11 protein-coding genes are annotated in these 15135 nt (G+C 67.7%); 2 read left to right on the top strand and 9 right to left on the bottom strand.

Annotation, left to right across the window (positions count from 1 at the left end):
• Window positions 1-13 precede the first annotated feature (13 nt).
• The 9 genes from ATI53_RS03875 to ATI53_RS03835 form a co-directional block, all read right to left on the bottom strand.
• On the bottom strand, window positions 14-1807 hold the full coding sequence (locus ATI53_RS03875; protein WP_111549767.1) for a nickel-dependent hydrogenase large subunit: 1794 nt from the start codon (window positions 1805-1807) through the stop codon (window positions 14-16).
• A gap of 3 nt (window positions 1808-1810) precedes the next feature.
• Window positions 1811-2896: a hydrogenase small subunit gene (locus ATI53_RS03870; protein ID WP_009505607.1), complete on the bottom strand. Its 1086-nt coding sequence runs from the start codon at window positions 2894-2896 to the stop codon at window positions 1811-1813.
• 203 nt (window positions 2897-3099) lie between these two features.
• Complete coding sequence (gene hypF / locus ATI53_RS03865; protein ID WP_009505606.1) at window positions 3100-5301, bottom strand: carbamoyltransferase HypF; 2202 nt, start codon at window positions 5299-5301, stop codon at window positions 3100-3102.
• A gap of 79 nt (window positions 5302-5380) precedes the next feature.
• Window positions 5381-6808 carry a nickel-dependent hydrogenase large subunit gene (locus ATI53_RS03860; RefSeq protein WP_111549766.1) on the bottom strand — a complete coding sequence of 476 codons (1428 nt, stop codon included), beginning with the start codon at window positions 6806-6808 and terminating at the stop codon, window positions 5381-5383.
• Window positions 6805-7794, bottom strand: a complete 990-nt coding sequence (locus ATI53_RS03855) for an NADH-quinone oxidoreductase subunit B family protein (protein WP_111549765.1) — start codon at window positions 7792-7794, stop codon at window positions 6805-6807. Before ATI53_RS03855 ends, ATI53_RS03860 begins: the two co-directional genes overlap by 4 nt.
• Window positions 7791-9128, bottom strand: a complete 1338-nt coding sequence (locus ATI53_RS03850) for a sensor histidine kinase (RefSeq protein WP_111549764.1) — start codon at window positions 9126-9128, stop codon at window positions 7791-7793. Before ATI53_RS03850 ends, ATI53_RS03855 begins: the two co-directional genes overlap by 4 nt.
• A gap of 117 nt (window positions 9129-9245) precedes the next feature.
• Complete coding sequence (locus ATI53_RS03845) at window positions 9246-10787, bottom strand: heme biosynthesis protein HemY (RefSeq protein ID WP_111549763.1); 1542 nt, start codon at window positions 10785-10787, stop codon at window positions 9246-9248.
• A 10-nt stretch (window positions 10788-10797) separates the two neighbouring features.
• The gene (locus tag ATI53_RS03840) at window positions 10798-12219 is read right to left on the bottom strand and encodes a COG4223 family protein (protein ID WP_223865880.1); all 1422 of its coding nucleotides are present in this window, start codon (window positions 12217-12219) and stop codon (window positions 10798-10800) included.
• Between the two features lie 61 nt (window positions 12220-12280).
• Complete coding sequence (locus ATI53_RS03835) at window positions 12281-13027, bottom strand: uroporphyrinogen-III synthase (protein ID WP_111549761.1); 747 nt, start codon at window positions 13025-13027, stop codon at window positions 12281-12283.
• Window positions 13028-13099: 72 nt separating this feature from the next.
• On the opposite strand from ATI53_RS03835, the gene tsaD reads away from it, so the two are divergent.
• Together tsaD and ATI53_RS03825 are read left to right on the top strand one after the other, a co-directional pair.
• The gene (tsaD, locus tag ATI53_RS03830; RefSeq protein ID WP_009505599.1) at window positions 13100-14179 is read left to right on the top strand and encodes a tRNA (adenosine(37)-N6)-threonylcarbamoyltransferase complex transferase subunit TsaD; all 1080 of its coding nucleotides are present in this window, start codon (window positions 13100-13102) and stop codon (window positions 14177-14179) included.
• Window positions 14176-15135 (top strand): NAD(P)H-dependent glycerol-3-phosphate dehydrogenase, encoded by a 960-nt coding sequence (locus tag ATI53_RS03825; RefSeq protein ID WP_009505598.1) that lies wholly within the window; start codon window positions 14176-14178, stop codon window positions 15133-15135. The genes tsaD and ATI53_RS03825 overlap by 4 nt, the downstream gene beginning before the upstream one ends.

The raw sequence follows: 15135 nt of genomic DNA, 5'->3' as shown, positions 1-15135 counted from the left end.
CTCTCTCTCCTTTTTAGCGGACCTTGACGTTGGCAAGCTCTTGACCATCGGGCGACATCACATGGGTCGAACAGGCTAGGCAGGGATCAAAGCTGTGCAGGGTGCGCAGCACCTCGACCGGCTCATCGGGGCGCTCGACCCTGGTGTTCATCAGGCTTGCCTCGAACGCGCCGATGTTGCCGGCGGTATCGCGGGGCGAGCCGTTCCAGGTGGTCGGCACCACGCATTGGTAATTGTCGATGCGGCCGTTTTCGATCCTGATCCAATGGCCCAGTGCGCCGCGCGGCGCCTCGGTCATGCCGACGCCCCTGGCCGAGGTCGGCCAGGTTGACGGGTCCCATTTTGCCACGTTGGCGGTGGATTCGTCGCCGTTGCGGATGTTTGAGATCATCTTGTCGAAGAAGTGCCGTTGCAGACGCCCGCAATATTCCGATTCCAGCGCGCGGGCGGCGGTGCGCCCAAGAGTCGAAAACAGCGCCTCCTTGGGCAGGTCCATGTCGGACAGCAGGCGGTCGACCTGATCGGTGATGTCCTCGTGGCCCTTGGCGTAGCCGATGATGTAGCGGGCCAGCGGCCCCACCTCCATCGCGTGACCACGCCAGCGCGGCGCCTTGATCCACGAGTATTTCGCCGCCTCGTCAAGCTCCTGGATGTTGGTCCGGGTGCCCCTGGCGTTTGGCCCAAGCTCGTATTTCGGCTCGGTGATGCCATCCCATGGATGCAGCCCCTTGCCGGGCTCGCCGTAGGTGTACCACGAATGGTCGACGAATTCCTGCACCTGCTCGGGGTCGCGCGGATCGACGTCGAGCACCTCGTCCATATTGCCGCCCACGATCGCGCCGCGCGGCAGATGCAGCTGCTCTGGCGAGAAATCATTGGGGTTTTCGGGGATGTCGCCATAGGCAAGACACGCCTGCGATGACAGCCCCCCGCCATACAGCCAGTTGCGATAGAAGCCGCCGATCGCCTTTACGTCGGGGATATAGACGTTGCGGTTGAATTCCTGCGCCCGGTCGATGATCGCGCTGACCATGTTCAGCCGTTCCATGTTGATCGCACCGACGCTGCCGACCCCGTTCATGTTGATCGGGCAGGGCACGCCGCCGACCAGCCAGTTGGGATGCGGGTTCTTGCCGCCAAAGATCGTGTGAACCTTGACGATTTCCTTCTGAAGATCGAGCGCCTCAAGATAATGCGTCGTCGCCATCAGGTCCGCCTCGGGCGGCAGAAGATAGGCCGGATTGTCCCAGTAGCCGTTCTTGAACAGACCAAGCTGGCCGGATTCCACGAATTTCTTCAGGCGGTTCTGCACGTCGCGGAAATAGCCGGGCGACGATAGCGGGTGGTTCGGACCCGCCGTCTGCTGCAACTCGGACGTGGCCTTGGGATCGGCCTTGAGCGCGTTGATCGGGTTGACCCAGTCCAGCGCGTGCAAGTGATAGAAATGCACGACGTGATCGTGAATTTCCAGCGCAAGCTGCATCATGTTGCGGATCGAATTCGCGTTCTCGGGGATGTTGATGCCCAGCGCATCCTCGACCGCGCGCACGGAGGTCAGCGCGTGTGTGCCGGTGCACACGCCGCAGATGCGTTCTGTGAACGCCCAGGCATCGCGCGGATCGCGGCCCTTTAGGATGACCTCCAGCCCGCGCCACATGGTGCCGGTGCTGACCGCGTTGGTGATGATGTTCTGGTCGTTGACGTTGACCTCGCAGCGCATGTGGCCTTCGATCCGGGTCACCGGGTCGACGACAACACGCGTGCCGCCATTGTCGAGCGTGTAGCCGTTCGGGGTCTGGATCACCATGGCTTACACCTCTTCTTTCGACTGGGTTTTCTTCTGCGCGGATTTAAGCGCGGACACGGCGATATGCGCCGCGATGCCCGCGCCGACGACGCCGGCGGCGGTTGCGCCGACCTTGTCAGCGTTGGCCTCGATGCCGAATTGCGTAAGGTCGGTGACGCGGTTGTAGAACGACCCCTGATCCCAGAACCCGTCTTCGGAACAGCCGATGCAGCCATGCCCGGACTGGATCGGAAAGCTGACGCCCTCGTTCCAGCGCACGGTAGAGCAGGCGTTGTAGGTCGTCGGCCCCTTGCAGCCCATCTTGTACAGGCAATAGCCCTTGCGCGCGTTTTCATCGTCCCAGTGTTCGACGAATTGCCCCGCGTCGAAATGCGGGCGGCGGTAGCATTTGTCGTGGATGCGCTGGGAATAGAACATCGCGGGGCGGCCCTGCCGGTCAAGCTCGGGCATCCGGTCGAAGGTCAGCATATAGGTGATGACGCCGGTCATGACCTCGGCGATGGGCGGGCAGCCCGGCACCTTGATGATCGGCTTGTCGGTGATGACCTTGTGCACCGGGGTCGCGCGCGTCGGGTTCGGCGCGGCGGCCTGCACACAGCCGTAGGACGCGCAAGCCCCCCAACTGATGATCGCCTTGGCGTGTTCGGCGGCGTGCCTGAGCTGATCGGTAAAGGGCTTGCCGCCGACGATGCAATACATGCCGTCTTCGTTCAGCGGCGGGTTGCCCTCGACCGCAAGGATGTAGTTGCCCTTGTACTTGTCGATGGTGTCCTGCAGGGCGGCCTCGGCCTGATGGCCGGCGGCGGCCATCAGCGTGTCGTCGTAATCAAGGCTGATCATCGACAGCACGACATCCTTGGCCAGCGGGTGGGCGCTGCGGATAAAGCTTTCGGAGCAGCAGGTGCATTCCAGCCCGTGCACCCAGATCACCGGGGTGCGCGGCTTGGTTTCCATCGCGTGGGCGATTTTCGGCACGAAGGCGGGACCAAGGCCAAGCGCGGCGGCGGTGAGCGAGCAGTATTTCATGAAACTGCGGCGGGTGATTCCCTGGCTTCGCATGACATCATAGAAGGTTTCGATCTGGCTCAAGCTGGCGTCCTCCCTGGGTGGTTCTGGCATGGCGCGGCGGTGTCGCCCGCGCCGATCTGCCAAGCATCACGGTATGCCGCCGTGTGCGAAAGGAGTTCACCCAAGTCTCTCTCGACTTGTTAAAATGTCTTATAACAACAGGTTAAGTGTCATACCGCCGCAATCATCCGGTTAGCGCCTGTCCGCCACGGCAGGGCTGCCGGTCAGGCGCTTTCCATCTGCGCCAGGGCCACAAGCGCCTGACCCAGCGCCAGCCCGCCGTCATTGGCCGGGGTCTGGCGATGGATCAGCACCGGCACGCCGTCCAGCGCCCCAAGCGTCAGGCGCAGCAGCAGCGCGTTCTGGAAACACCCCCCCGTCAACGCGACCGCCCGCGCCTCGCCCGCCGCGACAAGCGCCCGCGCACGTGACGCAAACGCCTGCGCCAACCCGGCGTGAAACCGCCAGGCGCGGTGCGGCGCCGGGATGGCGTCGCTCATCAGTTCGCGAAACACCGCGTCGACCCCGATCCGGCACCCATCGCCAAAAGCGGCGGCCCCTTCGCAGCGCACCGCCATGGCTTCCAGCCGCATCGCCGCCTCGCCCTCATAGCTTTGCACGTCCGGACACAGCCCGAGACAGGCGGCGGCGGCATCGAACAACCGCCCTGCGCTGGATGACAGCGGCGCATTGATGCCCCGCCGCGCCGCGTCCAGCAGCATCGCCACGGGTTTCCCGTGAAACCGGTCGGCCGGGTCAAGACCTGCGGCCGCCAGCCGCACAGCGGCGTTGCGCCACGGTTCACGCGCTGCCGCATCGCCGCCCGCCAGGGGCGCAGGCGCCAGCCAGGCGCGCCGCTCGACTCCACGGTAATCGCCCAGCAAGAGCTCGCCGCCCCAGATCGTCCCGTCGGTGCCAAGCCCCGCGCCATCCAGCACGATTCCCGCCACCGGCCCGCCATCCAGCGGCCACAGGTTGTCGCCCAGACAGGCGGCAAGATGGGCATGGTGATGCTGCACCGCCATCACCGGCAACCCCAGCCCGCCGGCGTGCTGCGTGGCGCGATAACCCTCGTGCAGGTCGCAGGCGACCGCCGCGGGGCGATGGTCGAACAACGCGGCATAATCGCGATCCGCTTGCAGGAATGCCTCCCAGGTCAACGGCTCGTCAAGCTCGCCGAGGTGATGGCCCAGCAGGGCGCGGCCGTTCTTGATCAGGCAGATCGCCGCCTTCATCTGCCCGCCATAGGCCACCACCTGGCGGTCTGAAAACCCGTCCGGCAGCGCCAGCGTACCCGGCACCCGGCCCCGCCCTCGGCGCAACACCATCGGCGGGTCGACGCGTTCGACGCTGTCATCCAGCCTGCGGGCGATGGCGCGGTCATGCATCAGGAACCCATCGGCAAAAGCGCCCAGCGTGGCGCGCGCCTCGTCATTGCCGATCACCTGCGGCGCGCCGCTGACATTTCCCGAGGTCATCACAAGCGGCCGTTCCGCCGCGTCGCACAACAGATGATGCAACGGCGTCGCCGGCAGCATCCAGCCCAGTGTTCCCTGCCCCGGCGCGACCGCATCCGGCAGCGCGGCGCCCGCCTTGACCAGCAACACGATGGGTGCGGCGGGACCGGACAACACCGCCTCCTCCTGCCGGGAAACACCGCAATGCCGCGCCACGACCGCCAGCGGCGCCATCAGCGCAAACGGCTTGGCCGGACGCCGCTTGCGCGTCCGCAACAAGGCCACCGCCTGCGCATTCGTCGCATCGCACGCAAGATGAAAGCCCCCAAGCCCCTTCACCGCGACGATTTCGCCGCGCAGCAAGGCGTCCGCCGCGCGCGTCACCGCGTTGCCCGCTCCGGCGCCGCTGCCTTCATACCACGCCCGAGGCCCACACTCCGGACAGGCCACCGGCTGCGCATGGAACCGCCTGTCCGCCGGGTTTTCGTATTCCGCGCGGCATGCGTCACACAGGCCGAACGGCGCCATCGTGGTCTGCGCCCGGTCATAGGGCAGCCCGGTGACGATGGTGAAACGCGGACCGCAATGGGTACAATTGGCAAATGCATATCCCGCGCGGCGCCCCACGCCCCGTACCTCGTCCAGACACTCGGCGCAGGTCGCCGCATCCGGGGTCACCTGGGTTTCCGCCCCCGGCCCGCCAGAGGCGACAATCGCAAACCCGTCCCGCCGCGCCACATCGCAGCCCGAGCTTTCCACCGCATCCACGCGCGCCAGCGGCGGCGCCTCGGTACGCAACGCCCGTTCGAACCCGTCCAGATCCCTGCCGAAGCCCAGCACAAGCACGCCCTCGGCGTCGTTCGACACCTCGCCAGAGACCCCGAACCGCGCGGCAAGGCGCCAGACGAAAGGCCGAAATCCCACCCCCTGTACCTGCCCGCGCACCCGGATTCGCCGCCCCGTCACCATGTCCGCGTCTTTTTCCGGCTGAACAGGCCCCGGCGCGCTGCGCCGGCGCGCGGGGGCAGCACCCGCGTCGAGGGCGGCCTCAATGCACCGTGCAGACCATGCATGGATCGAAACTCCTTACAACGTGCTGCACCGCGACGGGCGTGCTTTCGGCATCGCCCACCGGGCAGCCGACCAGCGCCGCCTCGACCGGGCCGGGCACACCGCCCGCATCGCGGGGCGAGAAATTCCAGGTGGTCGGCGCCACGATCTGATAGCTGGCGATCACGCCCCGTTCGATGCGCAGCCAATGCCCCAGCGTGCCGCGCGCGGCCTCGACCAGCCCCGCGCCAGCGCCGTCCGCCGTTGCGGGCGCATCGCCCATGAACCGCGCCGACGGTTCCAGCGCCGCCGCCCAGCGGTCCAGCCAGGTCAGCAGCCGCGCCACCTCGAGCAAGCGCCCGCCGATCCGCGCCCGGACCGATCCCTCGGACGCAAGCGCCACCGCCAACGGATGCCCGTCGACCGCCTGCCGCGCCAGCGCGCCGACCTCGACCGTGCGTCCGGCCAGACGCGGGGCCTTGCACCAGGAATAGGCCGGGCCGGCCATGTCCTCGTCGGGCACGGTGGCCCCCTGCGCGGGATGCGCGGCATCGCCCAGCATCCAGGCATGGCTGAGATCCTCTTGCACCGCCGCCGGATCGAATGCGCTGACGGCCCCGTTTTCCCAGACGCCCGACGCGGTCACGCGCCCGCTGTCCAGCGGATAGGCGCCGCAGGACAGGTAGCGCCGTGGGCCAACGCCAAGCGTGTCCAGCCGCAGATCCGCCGAAATCTCGTTGAACAGCGCCGCATCCCCCCCCGGCCAGCTTTCCAGCGCCGCAACGGTTTGCAGCGCGGCGAACGGCTCGGCGGCAGCGCCGAACAGTTCGCGCTCGATCACCCTGCGCGCGGCGCGCAGCGTGGTCTGGATGCGGATGCGATCGCGCGCATCGGGCGCACGCGTTACCCCTGTCGGCTGGATCGCCAGCGTGTGGGGCCACTTGCCCCCCAGCAGCCCGACGATGTGAAACAGTTGCGCGCGCGCCTCGACGATGGGCCGCAGGGCCGCGCCCCGCGTTGCAGTGAACCGCGACACCGCGCGGTCGTGCCAACCCCGCCCGGCATACACCGGCCGCGCGAAATCGGGCATGAAGAACAGCGCGAAATGGGTCAGGTGGTCGCACAGGTTTTCGACCCCGTGCAGGATCGCCGCCGCCAGCGCCCCCTGGGGCAACATCCACGCGCCCAGGGCATCCCCAAGCGCCAGCGCCGCCGCCTTGGACTGGCTGACCGAACAGATGCCGCAGATCCTGGGGGTCAGCGTCAGCGCATCGCTGGGCGGCTTGCCCTGAAGCATCATCTCGAACCCGCGGAACAGCGGCGAATTGGCCCGCGCGGCGCTGACGCGGCCATCCTCGACGGTCAGCTGGATTTCCAGGTCGCCCTCGACCCGGTTGAACGGGCCGACCAGCAGTTTGCGCGTCATCGCTGACCCCTTGGCGCGGGCGCGATGCGCACACGATCCGAATGGGCGTTGACGTCGATGCGTTTGGGCGTTGCGGCCTTGGACAGCGACGCCAGCGCCATGAACCACGCCTTGGGCATGTCCGACGGCAACCCCACCGGGATGCCCGCGATGGTCGGCGTCTGGGTGAAGGCATGGCCCGGCTCTTCGAATTCCGGCGCGGTGCAGGCGATGCAGGGATAGTTCCCCGAGGTACAGGACCCCTGCCCGTTCCAGGGCCGCGTGTTGCAATCGCCCACCGCCTGGGTGCCGACACAGCCAAGATGCTCCATCATGCAGCCGATTTCGCACAGGGCGCGCGCCGAAGCCTTGTATTCATAGTATTCGTTCTTGGAACAGCCATGGTGCACAAGGTGGTCCGCATAAAAGCGCGGGCGCCCGTAGCCGTCCAGATCCTGCGCGCCCAGCGTTCCGTCCGCCAGCATCAGCAGGGTTTCGGTCACCCAGCCCGGATGGGTCGGACATCCTGCGACATTGATCACCGGAAGGCCGGCGCGCGACACGAACCCGCCCTCCAGCACGCCGCCCTTTTGCCGGCCATCCCATTGCAGCCCCATCGCGCCGGTCGGATTGCCCCCCGCAGCGGTCACGCCGCCATAGGCCGCGCAGGTGCCTACGGCGACCACATGGCGCGCGCGCGGCGCCAGGGCACGGACCCAGTCCAGCATCGCCCGCCCGCTGCCCGCCAGCATGTGATAGCGCCCGCTGCCCCTGGGGCCCGTCGCGACCGAGCCTTCGAAACACAGCGCGTCCAGCGGGATTTCCCCGCTTTCCAGCGCGCCAAGCAGCGCCAGCACCTCGGCGCCCGTGGCTTCGGAAAACGACGGATGCCACAGGAACGACACCCCGCCATCGCCCAACGTGTCAAAGACGTTGGGCGCTTCGGCGCACAGCAGCGACATGGTACAGCCCCCGCATCCCGCGGATTGCAGCCAGAGCACGTTCATTCCCGGTCTCCTTCGGCTTGCACCAGCGGCAGGTCGAGCGCAAAGCGCGCGCCCGGCCCGTCGGGCAACAGGATCAGCTGCCCGCCATGTTCATCCGCGATCTTTGCCGAGATGGAAAGCCCCAGCCCGGTGCCCTTGCCCACCGGTTTCGTGGTGTAGAACGGATCGAAAATCGCCGCGCGCTGGTCTGCCGGCACCCCCGGCCCGGTGTCGGACACGATCATCCGCGCCATGCCATCGTGGTGCTGCAGGGCGATGCACACCCGCGGCGCGGGGCTGTCCGCCACCGCGTCGATCGCGTTCTGCACAAGGTTCATGACGATTTGCTGCACATGCCCCGGAACCCCGCGCACGCGCAGGCTGTCCAACCCGGAAAAATCCACGACCACGTCGGATTTCGACCCGCGCTCGACCCACAGCGCCGAAACCCGCGCGGTTTCGGCAAGATCGAAAGCCATCGCCTCGCCCCGCCCGTCCGATGCAAGCCGGCGCAGATCGGCGACGATATCGCGCACCCGCTCGGATCCTTCGCGCGCGCCGTGGATCGCGGTGCCAAGATTGGTCAGCGCGCGTTCCAGTTTCAGCTCGGACCGCAGACGGACAAGATCGTCGCGCGACGCGCCCTGCTGGACCTTTTCGAAATAGGTCTCGAACTGGCCGACGTATTTTTCCAGCGCATGGACCGAAGCATAGACAAAGCTGATCGGATTGTTCAGCTCGTGCGCGACCCCGGCAAGCAGCCGCCCCAGCGAGGCCAGCTTTTCGTTGCGCACGATCTGTCCCTGCGCCTGCTTGAGCTGCTCGTGCGACAGTTCCAGCTTGGCGTAGGCACGGCGCAGCTCGCCAAGCGGACGCCCGGTCAGCACGGCGCCGCTGACCCGGTTGCGCGAATCCAGCCGGGGCGACAGGGCAATGTCAAAGGGCTGCGCGCCGCCCGGCGCCGGGATCGACGCTTCGAACTGCGCGGTCGGCTGGCCCAGCCGCAGGCCGGTCAGCGCGGCGCTCAGACGCGCCGCGCCTTCGGACTCGAACACCTGCGATGCGGGCAGCCCGACCACCGGACCCGGCACCAGATCGACGAGCGAGGCGCTGGCTTCGATCACCGCGCCGTCATGGTCGATCACCATCAGAATATCGCTGACCGACTGCAACAGCGATTCGATCAGCGTCTTGGCGGCGACAAGCTCGTCGTTGCGGCGTTCCAGCTGTTCCTGATGGGCAACAAGCTCTGAATAGGTCTGATCGACCGCTTTCAGAACCGACCGCCACACTTCGTCGTCGACGCCGGAAACGTCTGCGGCGGGGGCGTGATCTGGCGGGGCGGCATCGGTCATGGCCCAATCCTACCGCCTGCGCGCCGGTCTGTGCAATCGTCGGCTGCGCACGCGCCACGCAAGCCCCACGCAGGCGCCGGGCGGCCCCGGATCACCGGGGCCGCCCGGTCCAAAGGGTCAGGCTGCGCTGTCCTTCTTGTCCGGGTCGGGCGTGCCGGGGTCGGTTACCACCTCGGCATCCTCGACCGCGGGCCTGGCGTCATCGGCAGCCGACGCGCCCTGCGGCGTAGGCGGGTTCGGCGCCAGCACCTCGGGCACGGCATCGGTGGCCGGCGCGGGCGCCGGGTCGGTCCCGACGATCAGCGGCAGCATTTCGGCCCCCGCCGGTGCCCCGCCGGTCTGCGGCGGGGTGGTCCAGCTAAGGGTATCAAAGCCGTTGCAATTGTCACAGATCGGCACCCATTCGGAATGCAGATGGTGACACTGGTCGCAGACCCAGGCCGGGCCGCGCGGCGCCACAAGCGCCTTGGTCAGCCAGCCGCGCACTTCGGTTTCCGGCGCACCTTCGCCCTTGGCGATGGCCGCCATCACCGTCAGCACGCGTGCATCCGCATCGGTATCGGCAAGGTTGCCCACGGCGCGCCGCGCTTCGGGAAAATCCTCGGCGGCGAGCGCCAGTTCGGCGCGCAACAGCTTGGTTTCGCGATGGGATGTGCGCAGCCCGGTAAGCGCCTTGAACCGTTTCACCCGCTCGCCCGGGGTCTCGTCGGGGGCGATTTCCGCAAAGGTCGCGGCCAGATCGGGATGCGGCTGCACGGCCCAGGCCTTTTTCAGGATACGCTCGGCCTTTTTGTTTTCCCCACGCGCAATGTAGGCCCGCGCCGCCATGCAGGCGCCGGGAATCAGGTCGGGCGAACCCTTGGCCGAGGCGATTGCCGCCTCGCGCGCCTCGATCGGCTTGTCGTCGGCAAAGATATCCTTGGCCTCTGACAGCGCCAGCACCGCATCGCGTCGCTTGTAGACATCCCGCGGCAGGTTGCCGTGCTTGAGCTCGGCAGACAGGGTTTTGCGGGCACCTTTCCAGTCGTGGTTTTTCACCTGAAGTTCCAGAAGCATGTCCTGAATTTCACGATGCCGGGGCTTGATCGCAAAGGCGCGTTCGGCCAGCGCAAGCGCGGTGTCTTCGTCGCCCTGGGCGAGCTTCAACTTCATCATCCCGCGAATGCCCGCGAACCGGGTATCGTCGTTCTGGATCAGCTTTTTGTAGGTTTCCTCGGCCTTGCGGGTGTCGCCCGACATCTCGGCGGCCTGCGCGGTCAGCAGATTGGTAAGCGCGGGGTTGTGAAGATAGCGGTCGGCCTTTTGCGCCTTGGCCATCGCCAGCTTGCCCTCGCCAGACGACAGCGCCAGCAGACCCTCCGACAGCGCGTGATAGCCCTTACGCTCGCGGTTGCGGTCGAAATAGCGCGACAGCGCGGTGTCGTCGCCGTTGATGAATTTCAGCACGGCGATCGTCAGCCCGACAAGCTTGAACAGCACGAACAGCCCGACGACCAGCACGACGACGGCGATCACCGATTGCAGTGGGCCAAGGTTGACCTCGTACCCGGCGGCGGTGATCTGGATGCCGCCGTTGGCCTCCATCACATACCCGGCGCCAAGGGTCAGGGCCGCGACGATGGCGACGAAGATGACGATCTTCAGAAGTGACCAGAGCATGTTGCGACCCTTATTCCTTGTTCAGTTCCTGGGCGAGCCCATCGGCTGCCGCGAGCGCGTCGGCGCGTGTTTTCGCCCGGGCCATCCAGTCCGAGAGCGGCGCGCGCGCCTGTTCCGGCAGGGCGGACAACTCGGACAGCGCCGTGTCGAGCGCGCCGTCTTTCAGCGCCGCTTCGGCCCGCGACAGGATGGCATCGGCCCCGTTCCCGTCGCGCGGCGTGACCGACCGCACCCCCAGCTGGTTTTCGAGGAAGGTGGTGAAACGGGCCGCGCCGCTGGAGCCTTCGGTTTCGCCCCGGCGCGCGATGACCAGCGCCTCGCGGGCAAGCGGGGGATATTCTTCGGTCAGCTCGGCAAGCGACGGCACGCCGTCATCGGCATGGGACGCCAGCGGCGCAGGGGCGGCGACGCCGTTGGCCTCGACGGTTTGCAGCGGCTCGGCATAAGGCTCGCCTGCCGCCAGCGCCGCCATCACGTCGGCCAGTGCAGCGCGCGCCTTGGACCGGGTGGCAAGCTGCTGCGCGTTGGCTTCGGCATCAAGCGCCTGCTGCGTCATCTTTTCGACTTCGCTCGCCTGCTGGGTAGCGGCATCGCGCAGCGTTTCCAGTTCGCGTTCGAAGGCGGCCACCGCATCGGGCGAGATCTGTTCCAGCGGGCGCGTCGCGATTTCGTCCAGACGGGTTGCGAATTCATCCAGCCGCCCCGACAGATCGTCGAAAGAGCCGGTGGCCGTGTCGATCTGGGTCTGAAGATCCGCGACCGAAGATTCGAGCGCCGACAGGTCGATGCCGTTGGCCGTATCCGTGGCGGTCTGTACCTCGGCGGCAAGCGCGTCGATACGGTCGGCCTGCTCGGCCAGTGCGCTACGGGTTTCATCCTCGAACGGGTTGGGGGCCGTGTCAAAGGGCCAGGTGCCGCCCTGGTACGCCGCCGCGCCATAGCCCAGCGCCGCCGCGATCACCCCGCCCAGCAGCATCGGGACAAAGCCGCCCTTTTTCTCGACCACGGTCTTTTCGATGACCTGAGGCGAGGCTGCGGCCGCCATCGCCGGGGTTGCGGACGCCGGATCTGCGGCCACGGTGCCGTCGATGGCAGAGGGCGAGCTTGCGTCGATGGTCGACCCGTCGTCCGGATCTGCGCCGGTTTCGTCCGACAAGGCGTCGTCGCCGGGCCGCAGGCTGTCTTCGCGCAGCAGCGTGGCCTCGGCGGGGGAGTGGATGTCGGTGTTTTCTTCGGGCGTTGCCGCCGGGGTTTCGGTCACGGAGGGGCCGGTCACGGTGTCATCACCGCCGGCAACGCTGTCTGCCGCGTCCGGACCTGAAACGGTCTCGTCAAAGGGCGCCCCGGAGTCCGGCGTTGACGACGCCACTGTTTCGGCGCCGTTCCCGGCGTCGTCCTCGATCCCGTCTACCGGTTTCTTCTCGTCGGCCACGCTCCACCCTTTCAAGTTCTCGCAAAATCCTGGTTCACGGCACGATAAGGCGCGTGCCCGCCTAATCTTTCACAGACTTGTGACGCTTCACAAGCGCCCCCAGGTCTTTCAGTAACCCAATCACGGCATCCTGCATATGTTCCGCATCAGGCCGCGCCGGTATTTCCAGCCTATTCACATAGAGCGCGCCCAGTGCTTCGGCCACCTCGGCGCTGATCGCTGCGACGATGAGCGGCGCGCGGCGCGGCCCGATCTGCGCCGTCCGGGCAAACTGGGCCGCGCTGCGCACGGAGAAAAGCGGAAGAATCACCGGAGAGTTGCCGCCAAGCGCCTGCTGGGCCCGGGCGCTCAATTCCTGCGTCGGCTGGTCGTAGATCACCGCCTCGGTCGCGCGCAGGCCCCGTTGCGCAAGACGCGCCGCGACATCGCCCCGCGCATGCGCGCCGCGCAGATGGATCAGCCGGCCCTGCGGCGCATCGGCCGCGATCATCGCCACCAGCGCGTCGGCGTCGCCCTGCGCGCTTTGCGGCGCAAAACCTGCCGCGCGGGCCGCCTGCGCCGTCGCATCCCCCACCGTATAACACAGCGGCAGCGGCGCGCCGCCCAGCGCCTGCCACGCCCGCACCCCGTTGGCCGAGGTGAAAACTGCCCCCACCGCATCGCCCGTCTCTGGCAGCGGCCCACGCGGTTGGATGGCGATCACCGGGCTGACGATGGTGGAAAAGCCGTGCAGCCGCTGTTCGATACCGCCCAAAAAGCGGCGCGAGGCGGGGTCCGGGCGGGTCAGCAACAGGATGGGCTGTGGCATGGCGGCCTTGGCATTGTGGCGCTGGTGCGCAGGTGGTAGCTGGATGGTCATGGCTTTGCAACGGATGTGCCGATGACCGACCCGCTGATCCTTGGGCTGGAAAGCAGCTGCGATGACACCGCCGCGGCGGTGCTGCGCGGGCGGCATATCCTGTCGTCGGTGGTGATGGGGCAGGCCGAACTGCACGCCGCCTTCGGGGGCATCGTGCCGGAAATCGCTGCCCGCGCCCATGCGGAAAAGCTGGATCTGGCGGTGGAACAGGCGATTGCCGAGGCAGGTGTCCACCTGTCCGATCTGGACGCAATCGCGGTGACGGCGGGTCCGGGGCTGATCGGCGGCGTGCTGTCGGGCGTGATGATGGCCAAGGGGCTGGCGGCGGGGCTGAACAAACCGCTGATCGGGGTGAACCACCTTGCCGGCCACGCGCTGACGCCCCGCCTGACCGACGGGCTGGCGTTTCCCTACCTGATGCTGCTGGTGTCGGGCGGGCATTGCCAGTTCCTGATCGTGCGCGGCGCGCAGGATTTCACCCGCCTTGGCGGCACCATCGACGACGCGCCGGGCGAGGCATTCGACAAGACCGCCCGCCTGCTGGGCCTGCCCCAGCCCGGCGGGCCGTCGGTGCAGGACGCAGCACTGGATGGCGACGAGGCGCGGTTCCGCTTTCCCCGTCCGCTGCTGGACCGCAGCGGCTGTGACCTGAGCTTTTCGGGGCTGAAGACCGCCTTGCTGCGGATGCGCGATCAGATCGTGACAGATCAAGGCGGGCTATATGCCCGGGACCGCGCCGACCTGTGCGCCGGGTTCCAGGCCGCTGTCCGGGATGTACTGGCCGAAAAAACCCGCCGCGCGCTGGCTCTGTATCTTGCCGACTCCCCCGCCGCCCCCGCCATCGCCATTGCCGGAGGCGTCGCCGCCAACACCGCGATCCGCGGCGCCTTGCAGGCGATCAGCGACGAGGCCGGGGTCGTGTTCACCGCCCCCCCGCTGAAGCTGTGCACCGACAATGCGGCGATGATCGCCTATGCCGGGGCCGAGCTTTTCGCCGCCGGCGAACGGTCTGACATGACCCTTGCGGCCCGGCCCCGCTGGCCCCTGGACCGCGACGCCGCTCCGCTGCTGGGGTCGGGGAAAAAGGGCCCCAAGTCATGATCGGCGTGCTTGGCGCAGGGGCCTTTGGCACCGCGCTGGCGATCGCCTTGGCGCGCCATGGCACCCCTGTCGCGCTGTGGGCGCGCGATCCCGAAACCGTCGCCGCGATCAACCACACCCACCGCGCGCCCCGCCTGCCCGGCGCAACCCTGCCCGACACCATCACCGCATCGACCGACATCGCGCGGGTGGCGCGTGCCGAGACCCTGCTGCTTGCCACGCCGATGCAATCGCTGCACGCGGTGCTGTCCCAGGTCGCATCGCCGCTGACGGGCCAGCGGGTTGTGGCCTGCTGCAAGGGGATCGACGTGACCGACCTGACCGGCCCCACCGGCGTCATCGCCCGCGCCAAACCGCAGGCGATTGCGGCGATCCTGACCGGCCCCAGCTTTGCCGATGACATCGCGCGCGGCCTGCCCACGGCGCTGACGCTGGCCTGCGCCGATGCGGATGCCGGGTGGCGGTTGCAGCGCGATCTGTCGACCCCGACGCTGCGCCTTTACCGGTCCACCGACGCCATCGGGGCCGAACTTGGCGGCGCGCTCAAGAACGTCATCGCCATCGCCTGCGGTGCCTGCATCGGCATCGGCCTTGGTGACAGCGCCCGCGCCGCGCTGATGACGCGCGGCTTTGCCGAAATGTCCCGCCTTGCCACCACGCTTGGCGCACGCGCCAATACGCTGGCGGGGCTGTCGGGGCTGGGCGATCTGTCGCTGACCTGCACTTCGGATCTGTCACGCAACTACCGCTTTGGCCTTGCGCTGGGGCGCGGCACGACGTTCGATGCGTCGCTTACCGTCGAGGGCGTGAAAACCGCCGAAGCCGTCACCCGGCTGGCCGCCCGGCTGGGACTGGACCTGCCGATCTGCCGCAGCGTCGCCGAGGTGTCGGGCGGCACCGTATCGGTCGGCGATGCCATCACCCGATTACTGAACCGACCCCTGAAGGAGGAATGA

The sequence above is a fragment of the Salipiger aestuarii genome (genome assembly GCF_003259905.1).
In the GTDB taxonomy this organism is placed as follows: Bacteria; Pseudomonadota; Alphaproteobacteria; order Rhodobacterales; family Rhodobacteraceae; genus Salipiger; species Salipiger aestuarii.
This window is presented reverse-complemented; position numbering and strand designations above follow the sequence as displayed.

What these genes read in the sequence shown, in the direction of transcription:
- tsaD (WP_009505599.1), top strand. Translation starts at nt 13,100, where the DNA reads ATGACCGACCCGCTGATCCTTGGGCTGGAAAGCAGCTGCGATGACACC.
- ATI53_RS03850 (WP_111549764.1), bottom strand. Translation starts at nt 9,128, where the DNA reads ATGACCGATGCCGCCCCGCCAGATCACGCCCCCGCCGCAGACGTTTCC.
- ATI53_RS03845 (WP_111549763.1), bottom strand. Translation starts at nt 10,787, where the DNA reads ATGCTCTGGTCACTTCTGAAGATCGTCATCTTCGTCGCCATCGTCGCG.
- ATI53_RS03860 (WP_111549766.1), bottom strand. Translation starts at nt 6,808, where the DNA reads ATGACGCGCAAACTGCTGGTCGGCCCGTTCAACCGGGTCGAGGGCGAC.
- ATI53_RS03855 (WP_111549765.1), bottom strand. Translation starts at nt 7,794, where the DNA reads ATGAACGTGCTCTGGCTGCAATCCGCGGGATGCGGGGGCTGTACCATG.
- ATI53_RS03875 (WP_111549767.1), bottom strand. Translation starts at nt 1,807, where the DNA reads ATGGTGATCCAGACCCCGAACGGCTACACGCTCGACAATGGCGGCACG.
- ATI53_RS03825 (WP_009505598.1), top strand. Translation starts at nt 14,176, where the DNA reads ATGATCGGCGTGCTTGGCGCAGGGGCCTTTGGCACCGCGCTGGCGATC.
- ATI53_RS03835 (WP_111549761.1), bottom strand. Translation starts at nt 13,027, where the DNA reads ATGCCACAGCCCATCCTGTTGCTGACCCGCCCGGACCCCGCCTCGCGC.
- hypF (WP_009505606.1), bottom strand. Translation starts at nt 5,301, where the DNA reads ATGGTGACGGGGCGGCGAATCCGGGTGCGCGGGCAGGTACAGGGGGTG.